The 17,020-nt window shown below is 65.6% G+C and carries 14 protein-coding genes and 3 CRISPR repeat arrays; of the genes, 4 read left to right on the top strand and 10 right to left on the bottom strand.

Translation table 11 applies throughout. The annotated features are described in order from the left end of the window. The first annotated feature begins 682 nt into the window (after nt 1–682). Nucleotides 683–1,663, top strand: coding sequence for a hypothetical protein (locus ACIBQ1_RS09240; protein WP_397275868.1), 981 nt, complete (start codon nt 683–685; stop codon nt 1,661–1,663). Nucleotides 1,664–2,270: 607 nt separating this feature from the next. Beyond that, nucleotides 2,271–3,462: a CRISPR direct-repeat array (repeat unit 29 nt; unit sequence GTGCTCCCCGCGCACGCGGGGATGGTCCC). A gap of 220 nt (nt 3,463–3,682) precedes the next feature. Then, nucleotides 3,683–4,134: direct repeats of the CRISPR family, unit length 25 nt; unit sequence GTGCTCCCCGCGCACGCGGGGGTGA. A 111-nt stretch (nt 4,135–4,245) separates the two neighbouring features. Here ACIBQ1_RS09240 and ACIBQ1_RS09235 read toward each other — a convergent pair. Further along, the gene (locus ACIBQ1_RS09235; protein ID WP_397275867.1) at nt 4,246–4,437 is read right to left on the bottom strand and encodes a hypothetical protein; all 192 of its coding nucleotides are present in this window, start codon (nt 4,435–4,437) and stop codon (nt 4,246–4,248) included. 545 nt (nt 4,438–4,982) lie between these two features. Between ACIBQ1_RS09235 and ACIBQ1_RS09230 the strand changes: the two genes are divergently transcribed. The 3 genes from ACIBQ1_RS09230 (at nt 4,983) to ACIBQ1_RS09220 (ending at nt 7,895) form a co-directional block, all read left to right on the top strand. Then, nucleotides 4,983–7,040: a hypothetical protein gene (locus tag ACIBQ1_RS09230; RefSeq protein WP_397275865.1), complete on the top strand. Its 2,058-nt coding sequence runs from the start codon at nt 4,983–4,985 to the stop codon at nt 7,038–7,040. Nucleotides 7,041–7,195: 155 nt separating this feature from the next. Next, complete coding sequence (locus tag ACIBQ1_RS09225; RefSeq protein WP_397275864.1) at nt 7,196–7,588, top strand: hypothetical protein; 393 nt, start codon at nt 7,196–7,198, stop codon at nt 7,586–7,588. Nucleotides 7,589–7,592: 4 nt separating this feature from the next. Next, the gene (locus ACIBQ1_RS09220; protein WP_397275863.1) at nt 7,593–7,895 is read left to right on the top strand and encodes a hypothetical protein; all 303 of its coding nucleotides are present in this window, start codon (nt 7,593–7,595) and stop codon (nt 7,893–7,895) included. 267 nt (nt 7,896–8,162) lie between these two features. Beyond that, nucleotides 8,163–8,618: a CRISPR direct-repeat array (repeat unit 29 nt; unit sequence GTGCTCCCCGCGCACGCGGGGATGGTCCC). Between the two features lie 76 nt (nt 8,619–8,694). Here the strand turns inward: ACIBQ1_RS09220 and ACIBQ1_RS09215 are convergent. The 9 genes from ACIBQ1_RS09215 to ACIBQ1_RS09175 all read right to left on the bottom strand — a co-directional run bounded on the left by ACIBQ1_RS09215 (nt 8,695) and on the right by ACIBQ1_RS09175 (nt 17,002). Next, nucleotides 8,695–10,098, bottom strand: a complete 1,404-nt coding sequence (locus ACIBQ1_RS09215) for a tyrosine-type recombinase/integrase (protein WP_397275861.1) — start codon at nt 10,096–10,098, stop codon at nt 8,695–8,697. Then, a complete protein-coding gene (locus ACIBQ1_RS09210; protein ID WP_397275860.1) occupies nt 10,098–10,295 on the bottom strand; it encodes a helix-turn-helix transcriptional regulator in 198 nt (65 codons plus the stop codon). Before ACIBQ1_RS09210 ends, ACIBQ1_RS09215 begins: the two co-directional genes overlap by 1 nt. 264 nt (nt 10,296–10,559) lie before the next feature. Next, complete coding sequence (locus ACIBQ1_RS09205; protein ID WP_397275859.1) at nt 10,560–11,885, bottom strand: DUF3987 domain-containing protein; 1,326 nt, start codon at nt 11,883–11,885, stop codon at nt 10,560–10,562. Further along, on the bottom strand, nt 11,882–12,805 hold the full coding sequence (locus ACIBQ1_RS09200) for a bifunctional DNA primase/polymerase (protein ID WP_397275858.1): 924 nt from the start codon (nt 12,803–12,805) through the stop codon (nt 11,882–11,884). Before ACIBQ1_RS09200 ends, ACIBQ1_RS09205 begins: the two co-directional genes overlap by 4 nt. A gap of 99 nt (nt 12,806–12,904) precedes the next feature. Continuing rightward, nucleotides 12,905–13,138 (bottom strand): hypothetical protein, encoded by a 234-nt coding sequence (locus ACIBQ1_RS09195; RefSeq protein ID WP_397275857.1) that lies wholly within the window; start codon nt 13,136–13,138, stop codon nt 12,905–12,907. Nucleotides 13,139–13,279: 141 nt separating this feature from the next. Beyond that, nucleotides 13,280–15,499, bottom strand: a complete 2,220-nt coding sequence (locus ACIBQ1_RS09190; protein ID WP_397275855.1) for a cell division protein FtsK — start codon at nt 15,497–15,499, stop codon at nt 13,280–13,282. After that, nucleotides 15,496–16,611, bottom strand: coding sequence for a DUF2637 domain-containing protein (locus ACIBQ1_RS09185; protein WP_397275854.1), 1,116 nt, complete (start codon nt 16,609–16,611; stop codon nt 15,496–15,498). The genes ACIBQ1_RS09190 and ACIBQ1_RS09185 overlap by 4 nt, the downstream gene beginning before the upstream one ends. Beyond that, the gene (locus tag ACIBQ1_RS09180) at nt 16,608–16,829 is read right to left on the bottom strand and encodes a hypothetical protein (protein WP_397275853.1); all 222 of its coding nucleotides are present in this window, start codon (nt 16,827–16,829) and stop codon (nt 16,608–16,610) included. The genes ACIBQ1_RS09185 and ACIBQ1_RS09180 overlap by 4 nt, the downstream gene beginning before the upstream one ends. Continuing rightward, nucleotides 16,826–17,002, bottom strand: a complete 177-nt coding sequence (locus tag ACIBQ1_RS09175; protein WP_397275852.1) for a hypothetical protein — start codon at nt 17,000–17,002, stop codon at nt 16,826–16,828. Before ACIBQ1_RS09175 ends, ACIBQ1_RS09180 begins: the two co-directional genes overlap by 4 nt. Nucleotides 17,003–17,020: the final 18 nt, after the last annotated feature.

Raw genomic sequence — 17,020 nt, 5'->3', positions numbered from 1 at the left:
GTGCCGCGCCGCTTCCGGCACTCTCGGGCCTTGGCGCCCTTCCAATCCGGGTCGGTTGCTTGACGTGGGACATGCGCGAGATGATCAAGCTAGCCTGGTGAAGGCAAGACTCTGTTTCAGCAGGTCAATGGATGTTCAGAGACAAGTCTGCCCGCGCTCTCCTACTGCGGATGTTGATCGGCACGCGACCGTGACGATTTCTTACTTCGCCAATTACTGGCCGTGGCTGGAGGGATCGACGCCGAGGCCCTCGCCAGGTGTCGACAGTGCGGTGCGCAGCCCGGTCACGGTGTCACGGGCATGACCAACCCCATGCCGCCAGCCCTGAAGCCTGGGCTGTGCCGTCATCCACAGCAGCGATCCGCCATGTAGACCCTACGTCTGCACAGATCGCCTGCATAGCCGTTGCGTACGAGTCGATACACGGCACAGTCGATACCTTCCAGATCGTCGTCTGGCACGGTAACGACGAACCCAACTCTTGGATCTTCTTGCGCGTCATGAGCCATCACCCCTACTTGTGTAAATCCTATGTAGAGCAGAAGGCTTAAGCCTTTGCAATCATCAGGTTGAGTTGACGCACACAGAGGTGGAAACTCGCACAAGAGGAGTCGAGAATGCGACAAGAGTGGATCCATTTCTGCAAACTTGTAAGATGTCTTCCGCGAAAAGGTGTTCCACGATGAGCGATGAAGGATTTCTCCGTAAACTGCTGCGAGAGCATGGAGAAGCAGAAAGGCAGGCACTGCGGAAACTTCGGAATACAGAGACCCCAAGATCGACCGAAACCTCCAGAGAGTCACCTAAAGAGAGACAAGGACCTGCAAACATAGAGGAGCTCAAGTCCATTTGGACAGATGCGATCGTAAAGAATTTGAACTCCTTCATTGCGGAAACGGTTGGCCACCCGCGGGCAATGCTGGAAACAGTACGACGGGATGGATGGGAGGGCTTTGGAGAAGTTCAGGAACCCATATTCTATTCGGTCGACTTCGATCCCGACGTCTCCTGCGCCTCGGACTCAGCAATGAGTGGCTACCCTAGTTTCAATAAGACGATTTCCAGGAATACTCCAATACGTACCACGGAGCTATTTGCTCGCCTATGCTGTCCATACTCAGCGATTGAGGTACAGTGCAAATCTGAACTACACACGAGTTGTTCGACCTTTCGATACAAAGGGGTTATTAGTCCCTCGCAAGCTGAGAGGGAATACAGTGAACAACAGTTTCACCTCTTTGCCATCCCGCACAAAAAAGTGAACGGTACACTTGAGACCGGCATCGATCTTGGCGCTCGATATGATCCACAGATGGGCATCCGCTTGTTTGTGGCATCTTACTTCGGATACGCAGGCGCGCGCCTCCCTCACCAGAGAGTGGTGATGAGAGGCAAGTTTAATTACATGGGGCGACATGATGATTGCTATGACTTCTACGAGAGATCAGAACTCGCAACCAAACAAATAGAGTCCGTGCTATTCAAAGACACTGTACAGCGAATGGAAGACGATCTATTGCCGTCCCGTATTGCGTACATTGCGCAAGCTTATGCGGACCAAATAGACGTGCGTCGCAGGAGAGGTTGGAAAGTCGAATATTACCACTACAATCCTCCGCCCACGTATGATACAGGGGGCTTTGTCGAAGAGGCTTGCGACTAAGGCTGCTTGTGGAACGGGCGAGGAGCTGGCCGAGGACGATGTCATCGACGTCACGCTCAGATGCAGGCGGACAACATGCGCTCGGACCCGTAAACTTCGGCACGTAAGCAGAGCAGTGTGCGGGGTTGACAGGTGAGGTCCTACCGACCCCGCGGCTTCTGGTTCTCGGGCCCGAGCCCTATAAGCCAGGCGCGGGGACATGCGCGGGATGATCTTCCAGATGGTGCGGAGAGCGTGAAGCATCTGCGCAGGTTAAAGCAGCGAAGCCGACTGTAAGGCCACCACTCTCCTAAAGCGGGTGCCGCAGGTTCGAATCCTGCCGGGGGCACCAGGTTCGACCAGCAGCAAAGCGCCTCTGACCAGCGGAAACGCGAGTCAGGGGCTTTTTGATGTGTCCGGTGGTGTACGGCTGTGGATGATCGCTTGCGGATGATCGTGCCAAATACGTGCGCACGACTGACGGCATGCAACACTCTTGCTGAGCCCCTCCACCAACCACTTGCGATCATCGCCCTCTCGCCAATCCTCACGGGAGTCCGCAATGTCCGATTCCGCAAAAGTGCTTCAGAACGGCCTCTTTCCCCGCTAAACATGCAGGTGAGCGAGAGTGCTCCCCGCGCACGCGGGGATGGTCCCGTGCCCGGGTACATGCCCCAGGCCGACGAGCCGTGCTCCCCGCGCACGCGGGGATGGTCCCCGACACCGACGTTGCCCGCAACACCGGCGCAACGTGCTCCCCGCGCACGCGGGGATGGTCCCACTGCGTGTGGGAAACGCAAACGCGCGAAATCGTGCTCCCCGGCGCACGCGGGGATGGTCCCTCGCCCGCCATCAGCTTCAAGCCCCGGGTCAGGTGCTCCCCGCGCACGCGGGGATGGTCCCGTAGGTCTCCCGTCCGGTGGTGATCGGCCAGCAGTGCTCCCCGCGCACGCGGGGATGGTCCCCATGTCGACCCCCGGTGCCTGGTGTACGCGTTGTGCTCCCCGCGCACGCGGGGATGGTCCCCGCGTCTACCGATTCCACGGCGAAGTGTCGTCGTGCTCCCCGCGCACGCGGGGATGGTCCCCACGATTTGCGGCTGAGATGAAACCGGACTTGGGTGCTCCCCGCGCACGCGGGGATGGTCCCGCTGCGACGGAGAACGCTCCCGTGTCCTCACCGTGCTCCCCGCGCACGCGGGGATGGTCCCGCCAGAACCGCCTCCACCCGCAGCCTTCAGAAGTGCTCCCCGCGCACGCGGGGATGGTCCCAGCACGTCAACGAGGGGCACGCTCCGTTGTCAGTGCTCCCCGCGCACGCGGGGATGGTCCCTGGAGGGTGGCCGGGTCCGGGAAGTTTCCGTCGTGCTCCCCGCGCACGCGGGGATGGTCCCGTCCTCAGCGTCGTTGTGAGTGGCCTCATTGAGTGCTCCCCGCGCACGCGGGGATGGTCCCGCGGTCAGCGGCACCTTGGATGCCGCCGCGAAGTGCTCCCCGCGCACGCGGGGATGGTCCCATCCAGAGGGCACTGATGATGCCGCCGGGCCCGTGCTCCCCGCGCACGCGGGGATGGTCCCGTCCAGCCGGACGGGGGCGGGCCGGCGTCTCCGTGCTCCCCGCGCACGCGGGGATGGTCCCGGCTGCACGGTCTGGAATCCGAGCCCGGTCATGTGCTCCCCGCGCACGCGGGGATGGTCCCTACCCGTCGCTCAACGTGGTGCGATCAGGACGGTGCTCCCCGCGCACGCGGGGATGGTCCCGAGTGGATGCCATGCCCGGCCTGCGCGGGCACGTGCTCCCCGCGCACGCGGGGATGGTCCTGCATGGAGGATCCGTCGCGGAGGGTCCGGGGGTGTTCTCCGTGCACACGGGGACAGCCACATCTTGCGGGGAGTGGAGCCAAGTTGCCTGCTACCCCGCCGATGATGCAGCCTGGGACGACCTAGTCAGCAGCTTGATAACCAAAATGTCCGGTATGCCCTTTTCTATGGAAGTGCTCAATTCCGAGCCCAATCGCGGACAACGTCGCAGGTCAACAAGAGTGCTCCCCGCGCACGCGGGGGTGACCCCCTGTCGCCCGCCTTGAACGCGGGCACGTGCTTGTGCTCCCCGCGCACGCGGGGGTGACCCCAATCGTCTCTCTCTGCGACCCGGCCGTGTTCGGTGCTCCCCGCGCACGCGGGGGTGACCCCGACATCAGCGAACGCGATTCACGACGCGTCGTGTGCTCCCCGCGCACGCGGGGGTGACCCCTCTTGCGCGCCCGGCTGGCCCGGGACCGTGGCGTGCTCCCCGCGCACGCGGGGGTGACCCCTCCATAGCCTCAATGGTGCAGAGCAGGCCGGCGTGCTCCCCGCGCACGCGGGGCTGATCCCATCGAGCACGCGTTCCTAGGCCGAGCATCGGAGTGCTCGCCGCGCACGCGGGGGTGATCCCAAGGGCAAGACGCCCGACACGGTCGCGCTGCGGTGCTCCCCGCACACGCGGGGGTGATCCCCGTGGCCCAGGTGTGGCTGGCCGACCAGATCTGTGCTCCCCGCGCGGGGATGGCCCCACGGGCGACGTAGAGTCGCGCGGGCATCGTGATCAGTGTTGGCGGATGTTTCAGTGCCGCTGGAACAGGGTTCGGCACAACCGGGCCTTGAAGCCCTCGAACCGGGCGCACGGTGCGCGGTGCACCCTGCGGTGCTTTCTGCTCGCGTGGTGCTTGTGGCGTTTGTGATGGCGCTTGTTGACCTTGGCGTGCTTGGGCCGAAGCTCCTGCTCGGGTACAGGGCGGGAGATCCGCTTCGGCACTGAACGATCGTGCGTGGCGGCAGGAGATGGACTGGCCGATGGGGGCACAGGGGGCGTCGAAGGGGGTCGATCTGGTGTGACTGACATGGCTGCCAGCTTCGGGTGGGTCGGTTGCCGAGGTTGTTGAGCGGCCTGGCCCAGCGAGTAGCCGAAGCCGCCACTGAATCCCATGGTCCCAGCGAGAGCGAGCGCCATCCATGCTGCTCGCCACTTTCGGCGTGGCCTGGCTGGTGTCCTGCGGATGTACGCACACGGTGGAAGAGCGTTCACCATCACCCCCGAGATCATTAACCGACAGTAGGTAGACGGTCACGCTGAGCGGTTGGTTGCGAGAATCGCGGACAGAATCAAGTGATCTACGGTTGCCCAATCTGATCTGACCGTCTGCTTATGGGAGCTAACCCGCGGAGCGTGCGCTGCGTACGTCCTGGCGTCTCAGCATCTCAAAGCCGGGAAATGACAATGCTGGTGCGTTATGCGCCCCTCGCGGGAAAGGCGTGGCTGAGGGACAATCCGGACGTCCTCGTACGTACTGGAGACCCGTCATGACGACCCCGCCGTCGCCGACCCCCCAGGCGTCACCCGATCAACCGCCGGCCGACCGCCCGGCCCGCACCGACACGGCCCCGGCACCTCCTTCCCTCACCCCACCGGCGATGGCGCAGCCGCCCGACTGGGAGTACTCGGGGATCGATCCGAAGCTGATGCACGACTTCGAGCGCGACCTCGGCCAAGCGGAGAACATACTCGGCCGCAACGAGCCACAGATCCGCCGGATGCTGGAGAACCTCGACCTGGACACCTCGCGGCTGAACGCGATGCGGGAGCTCGGCAACTGGATCGGCGCCAAGCGGCCGGAGTTACGGCGGCGCAACGAGACGATCCAGGCCGTGACCACGGAATGGGGCACAGATACGACCGGCGGGCTGCGCCCGTTCGACGAGACGATGTACAGCGGGGCTTCCGGCGATCCGGACGTGTACGCTGCCGCGCTCAAGCTGGGTGAGGTCAGCCGGAACGGCGCGGTAGACGAGAAGACCATCGCCGAGTTGGAGAAGCGGGTGGGGGATGAGGGGTTCGCCACATCTCTGATGTATGCGCTGGGGACCGAGCGGTTCCGGAATCTCATGGCGGCGCTGGTGTACCAGAAGGATTCCAACAAGCGGCGCTTACAGGCGGCACTGGGCAAGGCGCTCGGTGCGGCCAGTTCGCGGTTGAACGCGTCATGGCGCAAGGAGTTGCTGTCGAATCTGCGAGTACCGGTGGATCAGCACGCACTCTCCGCGCTCCTCCCCCACGGGACTTACGAACGAGATTTCCTGGTGGCCGTGGCCAGGACGCTGGAAGGTCTGGACCGCAAGACCTGGAATGATGCCGCTTCGGCGGGCATTCCACAGGATCCTATGATTGGCGTGATGACGGCGCTGGCCAACCACCCGAAGGCGGCTCAGGACTTCTTCGCCGGAGATCCCAGCATCATGAAGCGGTACGTCACCGAGCGGCCGATGTACGACAACGGAGCAGCTTTCGGAAAAGCGCTCGAAGCCGCGACCATGACCTACCGGGACCACTCCGGCACACCGCAAGAACCGTCGCCCGGATTCATCTCGGCCAAGATAGCTTCGGAATTCATTCACTGGGAGGGCCAGCGTGTCCTGGCAGGCACCGAAGGCCCTTCCTTCGCGACAACCGGCACCACCGCGCGCATCCTGGCCGCCTACATCAACGACGTCAACCGCGTCGCCAAAGCAACTCGTGATGAGGATTCCAGCGTGTTCGGCGCCCACCGTGCGAATCTTCCAGCAGAAGATCAGGTATGGGGAGCACAGTTCAAGAAAGAGGATCTGCGCAAGGCTATGGAGGATGCGTTCAAGCACGACCCGAACGCATTGGGCACCGTCACGGCAGCGCAGACGGCATGGACGAAAGGCCTGCTCAATTATGCCGCTGCACAGGTGGCCGATGGCAAAGGTGAGTCTGTTCTCAAGGCCAGCGCGCAGGAAGCCGGGGCGGGCTTCGGGTTGATCACCGATTCCAGCGGGCTCGCCAAGATCCAGCAAGGCAAGGAGTTGGATGAGGCGCAGGAGCGGAGCATGAAGCTATTCATGGCGGTGGTCAACACCGGGCTCGCGATCCCGCAGACGGCTGCCGGAGCGATAACGGCCGGCACTGTGGGCGCATGGAACAGCATGATCGAAGACGCCGCCAAGACGACGGAGAACACCGACAAGGCAACGTACAACGCCAACACAGCCAAGAGCCAGGCGAAGTTCTTGCTCGATCAGATCGCCGCCGATGCCATGCTCAAGAACGGGTTGTTCGGAAAGCCCGATCCGCCCGCCAGTACGCATCCGTGGAGTTCCCTGGAAGGTGCAGAAAAGGGAGAAGCCCCTCGGAAGTCACCCAACAACTTCTTGAAAGACGACGGGAACTCGCTCATGACATTCCGTGAAATGACGCCGTACGATGACGACATCCACCCGCGGCTCGACGCCTATGAAAGATGGCTCTACGACGGTCTTGCCGGGCCTCCCTGGGAAAAGATCTCCGGAGACCTGGAAACGGGCTTCGAAAGAGGGTTCTCGGAGTTCAAGGCATCATGAGGCCATATCTCGCTCTTCCTGTCGCAACGCTGAGCGCACTGTCTCTGCTGACTGCGTGTTCGCAAGATAAGCCTCCAGTGAACACGACACCACTCCCATCGGTTGCGGCTCCGCCATACCTCTGCGACTACATTCCACTCGACGCGGTGCGACTGATGACTGGCGTGCAGGACCCCGTGGTGAAGGGACGCTTCACCATGTCCACAAACGAAGGCGGGAGCTCCGGCGGATGTTTCATCTACCAATCGAACGGGCCGAAAGTACTGGACGTAACCCTGTCTCCCGATGGATCAAAAGAAGAGGTCGATTGGGTGATCAGCAAAGGCGCCAAACCACTACCGGAGATCGTTCCCGGCGCGATCGGCCATTATGGGCAGGACGGCAGTGCCGACAACACCCAAGCGTCCGCGACTCTGGTGCACGGCCTCGATCAAGTGATCGTGGAGCTGTGGCGAGGCGTCAAAGGGCGGGACAACACCGCCGACGTGGTGGCCTTGATGAAGCTTGTCGGGCCGAAGCTGATCGTCGAGGCCAAGACGAAGGACTGAGCCGATGCCCGCGATGGTGAGCAACCCGCTGCACGAGGCGCTCCAGCACGCTATCCGCACGGTCGGCCCGATGATCGAGCAGATCAATTCTGACGTCGAGAGGCCCTGCCGGATGTTCCGTTCCGGCAAGGTCTGGACCGGCCCCACCGCCAAGCACTTCGACGCCCAACTCAACCTGTTCAGTACGCGAGCCCGAACCTCTGGACAGGCAATCATGGACGAGTTACGGCAGTTGCTGGGCCGTACGCCGAGTGAGGTGACCGAGGAAGAAGCTGACTCCATCAGGCGGAAGTACGGAATCGCATGACACCAACACGATCACGTCCCCTGCCTATGACCAGTAGACCCGGGTGGCTATGCGCGAGGCTCGAGTTTGAGCGGCTGGGGCCGATCGTTGACGCGTGATCACGCAAAATGTGCGCGCGGCCGGTGGTATACAACACTCCACGCCTCGGACAGCCGGACGCGATGTCTCGTTGTCATAGGCCAGCCCTACCGGGAGTCCACAATGTCCGATTCAATGAAAGTACTCAAAAACGCCCTTGGCAGCCGCTAAATGCCCAGGTCAACGAGAGTGCTCCCCGCGCACGCGGGGATGGTCCCAGTTCCGTGAATGTACGGATTAGGCGGAGATGGTGCTCCCCGCGCACGCGGGGGTGGTCCCGCCTACATCGCGACCGTGGAGAAGATCGGCATGTGCTCCCCGCGCACGCGGGGATGGTCCCCAGTCCTCATGGGCAGCGTTCAGCGCTGAGACGTGCTCCCCGCGCACGCGGGGATGGTCCCGACCGTGACTGACGTCGCAACGCAGGCCACCTGTGCTCCCCGCGCACGCGGGGATGGTCCCGACCGTGACTGACGTCGCAACGCAGGCCACCTGTGCTCCCCGCGCACGCGGGGATGGTCCCGGGAAGGCCGATGACAACCAACCACGAGCGGAGTGCTCCCCGCGCACGCGGGGATGGTCCCGGCGCTCTCCCCGGCGCCCCCAGCGCGCCATCGTGCTCCCCGCGCACGCGGGGATGACCTTGTCCAGACACTCGGCCCAACACAGGGCCTGCGGAGGTGCCCATCAGGCATGTGAGGCACCTCCGCAGGCCGGGACTTCACTCCAAGGCGTCAGAGATTCGGCGCTTGGCGATCTCGTCTTGGCCGACGATGCACTTGGCGTAGACGCGCAAGAGCACGTCCACGCTGTGGCCTGCCCACTCGGCGACCTGGGGAGCGGGGACGCCGGCGTTGAGCCAGGTCGAAACGCAGGCGTGGCGGAGGTCGTACGGACGGGCCGCCGAAGGTGAGGCGAACTCCTTGGCCATGAGAGCCACTTTCCGTGCGGCCTTCCAGGCGCGTCGGTAGGTGATGAATGGAAGCTCTCCGCCCTGCACTCCATAGAAGACGCGTCCATCCGGCCCTTTGCCGAACTCTGCGAGGTGTGCCCGAAGGATGCGGACCAGTGGTGGAGGGATGGGCACCGTACGGGTGTGGCCTTCGGCGCGGTGCTTGAGCGCGCGTTCCTGTCTGGCGGTGCCGGTGTCGGTCCATTCCCGTCCGGAGTAGGGCGCGGCCTTGAGCAGGTGGAGTTCTCCCCAGGCGTTTGCTGGCTCCTCCATCTCGCCGGATTCCGGGGTCTTGGCGAGAGGTGGGAGGGTGATGTTGTCGCGGCGCAGGTTGATGGCCTCCTCGGGGCGGAGGGCGGCGTAGTACATCAGGGCGAAGAACGCGACGAGGCGCTCGCCGCTTGGCTTCTGCGCCTTCACGGCGGCGAGCAATGCCTTGGCCTGGGCGTGGTTGACGACGCTGCGCCGGTCCACTTCGTAGGTGCTGGCCGGTGGCTTCCACTTCAGCGTCTTGAGTGGGTTGGCGGGCAGTAGCTTGAGTTCTACGGCGTAGTCGAGGGCGTTGGACAGCAGCATCCGGTGTTTGCGCACGGTGTTGGGTGCGGCGCGCTGGCCGTTCAGAAGGGACGTGGCGGCGTCCAAGAGGTCACGAACGAGACCGGGGTCGTCGGTGAGGGCGGAGACGGGCTTGGTGTTGTGCACCAGCCAGCGCAGGGCGGTTTCGGCTTCCTCGGGGGCTTCCTTACGCTGCTTGGTGTTGCAGGTCCAGCGGTGCATGGCGGTGCGGAGCTCGCGGTCTTCCGGCTTGCCGCGCACCGTGCTGTACATGGCCGGCGTGGCGGCGGTGAGCGCGCGGGCGATGTCCTGGCGGTACTTCGGCGCGGCTGCCTTCCACTTCATGTCCACGAACTTGCAGACGAAGTCGTACCAGCTCATCTCTGCCTGGTGCGTGCGGCCCCAGGAGACGGGCTCGCCGATGGCGCGGCTGAACGCCTCTCCCCTACGGGCAGCGGCTTGGAGCTCGCCGCGGTAGGTGTCGGCTTGGGCCGCGTTGCGGAACGGCTTGCGCCAGGCTTTGCCGCCGACCTTCCAGCGGACGTAGTAGGTGGTGGCCGTCTTGCCCTTGTAGATCTCGGTCTTGTAGATGCGTACGTCGTAGGTGATGTCCTTCATCAGGCGGCCTCCTCCATCGTGTCGAGCCAGCGGTCCAGGTCGGTCCGGCGGATGCGGAGATCGCCGTTGGGGAGCTTGAGGCAGCGTGGCGCGCGGCCCTTGGCTCGCCAGTCGTAGAAGGTCGAGCGGGAGATCTGGAGTTCGGTGCAGAGCTCGGGGAGGGTGAGCATCCCTCGTGAGTTCGGGCCGGTGGCCAAAGGGCGTCTCCTTGCGGATCAGGTGGTTGGGTGAGCGGCCCCGTGCTTGGTGGCTGTGGGCCGGGTGTCGTCGGGACGAAGAAAGAAGAAAGAGCCAGTTGGGCGCGGTTGGGCTGTTGTTCTCGCGAGTCAGATCCCGGGGTGGTGGTGATCGGCTCTGCTCACCTGGTGTCGGGCGAGGTTGCCGAGTTCTTTCGTGGACAACGAAGGAAGATGCGATCCACGCCGAGCGCGTTTTCGCTGCTGAAAGCTGGGTCATGTGGGTCATGAGGGCTTGTTTCTTCTTTCTTCGTCGGGGCTGCTACGGCGGTAGCGGACGGACGGGCGGCCTCCGGTGGGTGTGGTGAACGCCTCGTACTGGCCCGTGGCGGTGAGGCTGGCCAACAGCTCGTCGAGGGTCTGTTTGGGCACGTTGCGGGAGAACAGTGCACTGATCTCTGATCGGGTCAGCCCGGTGTCGGCGGCTTGATCGAGGGCGCGACGGATGCGGTCGATCTTCGGGTCTCGCATCTGCTTGTCGAGGACGAAGATGGCCGAGGTGATGGAGTAGCGGACCAGGGCAGCGGCAGCCTGAAGGTCAGCGGCAGTGATCTGAGCGCGGGCTTCGAGGGCGGCGTACAGAGCCGCGATACGCAGGCAGTACGGGGCGGAGCGGCGGGTAAACTCGGTCCAGGCGTGGTCTTCGTCGTCGGCGGCGGTGAACTCCTCGTACAGCTCGGTCGACCACAGGACACGGGCCGTCTCGTCGAGGGCGATGCGCTTGATCTGGCGAGCCTGCTTTATGGCGTCGTGGAGCTTGCCGCTAAGGCTGGCCAGGAGATCGGGTGCTACGCCTTCGGGGATGGGCAGGCGCTTGGAGCGCTCGACGTAGATCGGTAGGAAGCGGTTGTAGGAGCCGCCGGCCATGTCCGCCTCCGCCAAGCGCATGCGGAACTCTTTGGGCGTGATGTGGCCGATGATCGCGATGTGCGGGTTGGATGCCCGGTAGGCGTTACGGGTGAGCACGGCCAGGGTGCGGCCGTCCCATGCTTGGCGGAGCATCGTGCCGAGCGTGGAGCCCTCGCGCTTGGCGCGGGCCATGACGGTGGAGAACTCCGGCTCGGTGACCGACAGGCGCTTGTCCATCGTGCCGCCGGGGTCGTCCGGGCTGTCGGGGTCGCGGATGCGTTCGATCAACCCTTCGCCGGAGGACAGGCCAGTGACGCAGAGGTCGGCGTAGCCGGTGCCGGCGTGGTGCAGGAAGATCTCGGCGGTGTCGGTGGCCTGGCCTTTGCGGCCAGAGCCGGTGCGGCCGAACAGCAGCGGCCAGATCAGGAGTGGGTGGCGGGTGTTGCCGATCTGGACGAACGGGCCAGGGCCGATGACGGCGCCACAGGCCGACAGGGCGGAGACCAGGACGCCCACAGGATCGGCCTCGGTGGACGGGTCGGCGGCCTTCACCAGCTCCCCTGGCAGGCCATAGAACATGGCGGGGGCGGCGGCCGGAGCCGGTGCAGGTAGGCCGGTGGTCAGGTCGCGGTGCAGGCGGGCGATGGTGGCATTGGCGTCGAGGTTCTCCAGGATGGTGTTGGCGTCGAGTGGGTTGGTCATGCGATCCCCCGGCGTGGCTGGCGTGCTCCGGAGGTGAGACCGGAGCGGATGGTGGCCGTGGCCTCTCGGGGGGACAGGCCGATAGCTTGAGCGGCGGTGTGCAGGGCGTCCTCGGTCAGGTGGTGCGGCAGCAGGCCCGTGGCAACGAGCTGGCCGAGGGCGAAGGCTGCGGCGTTCAAGGTGTGGTTGCGGGTGCCCGGCGTGGCGTCGAGTACGTGCTGAAGTTCATTGCGGAGTGCGGCCAGTGCGTAGCCGGTCGATTGAGTGCCGAGTGTCGCCAACACGTCGGCAGCCGTGAAGCGGATCGATGGCCGTTCGGGTGTCGATGGTGTGAGGCGTTCGGCGAGCCAGTGCGGCAGTGGTGCGGGGTTGATGGTGTGAATGACGTCGTAGGTTCCAGTGCCGTCAGGCAACGTGACGAAGCTGCCGGGGCCGACGACGTACCCGCCGGTGGCACGGGTGTCGATCAGCCAGCCGAGACCTTGTCCCTTGGCACCGGACGTGTTGCCGAGCGTCAGCCTTTCGGGAGCGGTGAAGTAAAGGTGCGTGCCGCCTCGACGGGTGCGGACCTGGAAGGTCTCTAGGGGTAGCGGCTGGCCGACCTCCTCGCACAGCAGTGCCAGGACGTCGGCCCCGTCGTTCACGCCGGGCTGGTTCCAGGGCGGTGGTGGCTGCTCACCTGCCTTCGGGGTGTCGAGGTCGATGACGACCAGGCGGGATGGGCCGGTGGCGATGCCGATGTTGAACGCGGTGCCGCTCCAGAAGCGGCTGATGATGTCGGGGTCGGTCGTGTGGTGCTCCTTCCACTTCCAGCCCTTGAGCGGCACCTTGTCCCCCGGTGTGAGCGGGAAGACGTGCCAGCCTCGGGCGGCGGCGGCCAGCGCGTAAGACCGCGTCTGGCGGGGTGGGTGAGGTGTCATGCTGGTGGGTGCTCCTTGAGTCGGCCTGCGGGGCCGGTGATCGGTTGGGGCATGGCCCCGGCGTCGTGCTTGGTGGCTGTGCGCCGGGGCCGCTCGTGGTTATCGGCCGTCGTGATGCAGGTGGCGGACGTAGTTCCAGAGGTGGCGGCCGAGGCGCAGGCGTAGGCCGGTGGCGTCGCAGCGGCGGCAGTACCGAGTGCCACCGCGGCGGTGTGGGATGCGGCCCTTGCCTTCGCACTTGCGGCAGCGGCGGAACGGGCTCAGGTAGCACCGTGAGGCGTAGCAGAGGGTGCTGATGATCGTGGTGATAGCGAAGAGCAGGGCAGGGTGCACGATGGCCTCCTGGGCCGTTTTCAGGTGTGGTCGAGGAGGGCCGCTAGCGTGCTAACGGCCTGGCCGGGGCCTGTTTCTGGTGCTAGCGGGGGTGCTAGCGCTAGCAGGGTCGGCTGCTAGCGCTAGCACCCCCATGGCGGGTCAGCCAGAACGCTTCTGACGGTTACGCTCGGCGATGGCCTCGGTGAGATCATCCAGACGGATGCCGCGTCGGGTGACGGGCTTGCCGTCGATACGGCGGCCGATATCGCCCACGCGCAGCCCGTGCGGCTTGAGGGCGCTGGTGAGTTGTTCCGACTTCCAGCCGGTGTAGACGTCGGGTCGAAGTTCGGTCAGGCGGGTGCACAGGGCTTCGTTCCAGGCCGCGTTCTCTCCGGCGGGCCAGACCTCGGCGAGGTCGGCCAGGACGTCGAAGACGGGTGCGTCCTCGCGAGCCTGGGTGCCGGGCTCGGGCAGGGTGCCGGCCAAGCCGCGGAGCCGCTTGGCGCGTTCGATGACCTTGTCGGCGTCGTTGGTGTCGAGGTAGTAGGAGCGGCGGGCGGCGGGCTTGCCGAGGCCCGCCAGGATGCCCCATCCGGCCTCCACCACCGGCTGGAACACCGTGGCGCGGTAGCCCTGCTTGTACATGGAGGTGCCGAGGATCATGTCGTTGGCGGTCTGGTCGGCGACGCTCATGCAGTAGCGGGTGTTGACGTTGCGGGTGATGCCGGTCGGCAGGCTGTCCTTGTCCGGGATCTGGGTGCCCAGGAGCAGGATCACGCCGAGGGCGCGGCCGAGCTTGATGACCTTCTCGCAGATCTCCCCGGCTTCCTTGCCGTACTGCGGGTGCAGGAACAGTTCTTGGATCTCGTCCACGGCCACGATCAGCGGGTGCAGGCCGGAGCCCTTGAGCGAGGCGAGTTCGGGAGTGACCTTGTTCTCGGGTGCCTTGCCGAGGGCGTGGTAGTGGGCGATGCGCTTGGAGCGGCGTTCGCACTCCTTGTACAGCCAGGCGAACATCGCGGCGCATCGGGCGATCGTCTCGTCGTCGAAGCCGTTGCCGTACTCGATGCAGACCGGCTCCAGGACCTTGAAGTCGCCTACTCCCTTCAGCTCGTAGATCCGCAGCTCGGCGCGAGGGTCGAGGGCGGCGGCCAGGACCGCGAGCCTCAGTCCGAACGTCTTGCCGGAGCCGGGCTGTCCACCGACGAGCCAGTTGCGGAACACCAGCTCGGCGTTGACGGTCTCCATGCGCGGTGTCGTGGCGAACGGGAACGGCTTGAAGACGTCCACCTGGCCGTCTCGCAGCAGCGGCCAGGGCGGCTGCTTCATCTGTGAGGCGGGTTCGTAGCCGACCCACAGGGCGAGGCGGCCGGGGTGGCCGGCGGCCGGTTCGGGCCAGACCTGGTCCATGGGGAGCCGCATGGCTGAGGCGAGGCGGCCTCGGCGGGCCACCACCTCCGCGGCTTCCACACCGAACGGCAGGTCGATGATGGCCAGGTGGCCAGGGCCGTCCCGGTGGATCTCCTGCGGAAAGCTGATCGCGTTCGGATCCTTGCTGACAGCCTGGGTGATGCCGGAGATACCGCAGTGCAACAGCGCGCGCCGTACCAGCTCGGCGGTGAGCTTGCGGTAGCGCGGGCCATCGCTCACGCGGTCGGTGATCGGGCTGTCGGCGGGTCGTCCCGCTCGGGCCAGCAGCGGTACGGCCAGGACCAGCGCGCCGAGGCGCAGCCAGCCGGGCACATCGACTACCAGGAAGGCCAGCAGGCTCACCAGGGCGACGATGGTCAGCGCAAGCACGACCGACCAGCGCCAGCGGGACTGGCGTTGGCGCTGCCTGTCCAGCTTGAGCCACAGCTCGGCGTCGTTACGGTCGGCGGCGTACTGGCGGAGCGCCCAGTTGCCCTCCTCTGCCGTCGCCCAGTGCAGCAGCTGGCCTATGGACTTGAAGACGCCCGGGATTGCGTACCAGAGCATCTTGACCAGGTACTTCGGCGAGCGAGCGCCGTGGTACCCGAGGACGTATGCGGCGTCGCGGAGCTGCCAGGCGATCATGGCGCGGATGGACTGCCAGGTGCGCAGCCATGCCGGGATGATCGGCGCACGGCGATGCTTGACCGGAGTGGTTACCGGTGCGGCGTCCTCGTCGGGCGGGTCAACCGGCGGGCCGGTGACCCGGTCGGTGATGGCGATCGTCTCGCGGTCGAAGAAGTCGTCGTCCGATGTCGGTTCGTCGGTCTGGTGCGTACGACGTCGGGAGTCGAGCGGTACGACCTCCGCGTCGCCGTCTTCGGCCTGGGCGCGGTCGGTCCATTCGAAGCCGTCGAGTTCGTGGCCGGGGGCCGGACGGCGGTCGGGCTCGTGCGGGTCGTGGGTCATGATGAGTACACCTCGTGTGCCTTGGCGGTAGCGGGGTGGCGGGGCGCGGCCACTGTTCTTGGCGGAGTGGAGGCCGCGCCCTGCTTCTGCGACGGCGCGCGGTCGGACCGCGCTTCGTCCGGTTGTTCGTCCGCGGTCGGGTCTTCCGGTCCGTCCGCCTCGGTGTCGGCGGTCGGTCCGGCGGTCGTGGTCCGGTCTGGCGGTGCTTCGGTCCGCAGGCGGGCCAGGAGTGCCCCGGCGCGGTCGGTGGAGACGGACTGGCCGGTCTGCCGGATGGCGTCGCGGAGCCGGTCGCGGGTGAGCGGGATTCCGCGCGTCTCGTGGTCGGCGGCGACCTGCCAGCCGAGCGGAATCAGATCGTCCACGTCGGCGCGAGATCGTTTTACGGTCTTCTTCGCGGCCCTGTGCTTGGGTTTCGGCGGCAGCGCGGGACGCTCGGCCACCGGTCCGAGTTGGACGCGGTCAGGCGTCAGCTCGCCGAGCCGGTAGAGCGCTCGTTCGCGGCGCGTGGCCTTGAAGCGCCAGAGCCAGCCGTACCGGTCCTGGAGGTCGGTGCGGGCGAGGATACGGTCACGCTCGCGGCCGAGAGCGTTCGGATAGGAACGGATCTCCCACAGCACCATCCGACGCCACAGGGCGAAGGTGGACGGGAGGGCGAGCAGCCACCGGGAGAGCCGGATGGATTCCATGTGGTCGGGCTTGGCCAGGTCGGCACGTTTGCGGATGGCGTACGCACCGACCTCCACGGCCACGACCCACAGGCCGGGGAGCATGGCGTGGGCGACGATCCCGAACAGGGTTTCCTCGCTGGCCACGTTCAGGTAGACAGTGGCGCTGGTCAGCGACCAGGGCACCAGCCGGAGCAGGCGGAGGCGCATGCCGAGCCGAGCTAGGACGATGTCCAGCGCGGAGAAGACGGCGATGCCGAGGTCGATACCGAGTGGAACGATCCAGGCAAACCATCCGAAGGACGGCACAGCCGCCTTGGCCACCGTGGCGAAGCTGATCACGAACCCGAGCAGACCCAGTCCGGCCACGGCAGCCGCGGTGACCGAGATGGCGGTCTGCTCGCCTTCGCTCAGTGGGCGAGGTCCGTAGGTGGTGGCGGTCATCGGCCCCACCGTCCCCGGCAACGCGGGCAGCCAGGGCGGTCGCACCAGTTCGCGCGGTGGCTGGACCAGATGCGGAGCACCTTGTCCGGCGATCCGGCCGCGTCGACGGTGAAGCGTACGGCTTGGCGCAGGCGCAGGCGCTCCTGCGCGATGCGGACCAAGTCGCAGGAGAGGAACCCTGCAGTGAACGTGATCAGGTAGAGCAGGACGGTGATCATGCGGCCTTCCTCATCGGGGCTTGGATCTCGTGGTCGAGGTCTGCGGCGAATACGCCGCGGCGGCACGACGCGCAGTAGAACTGGACGGGGCCGCCGTCGAGCTGCGCCTTGCAGCGCGGGCACCAGTTGAGCGGCCACGGCGACAGGCGGGCGGTACGGGTCGGTTCGTGCATGGGACCTCCCTTCAGATG

This window comes from Nonomuraea sp. NPDC050153 (assembly GCF_044460125.1).
Taxonomy (GTDB): Bacteria; Actinomycetota; Actinomycetes; order Streptosporangiales; family Streptosporangiaceae; genus Nonomuraea.
This window is presented reverse-complemented; position numbering and strand designations above follow the sequence as displayed.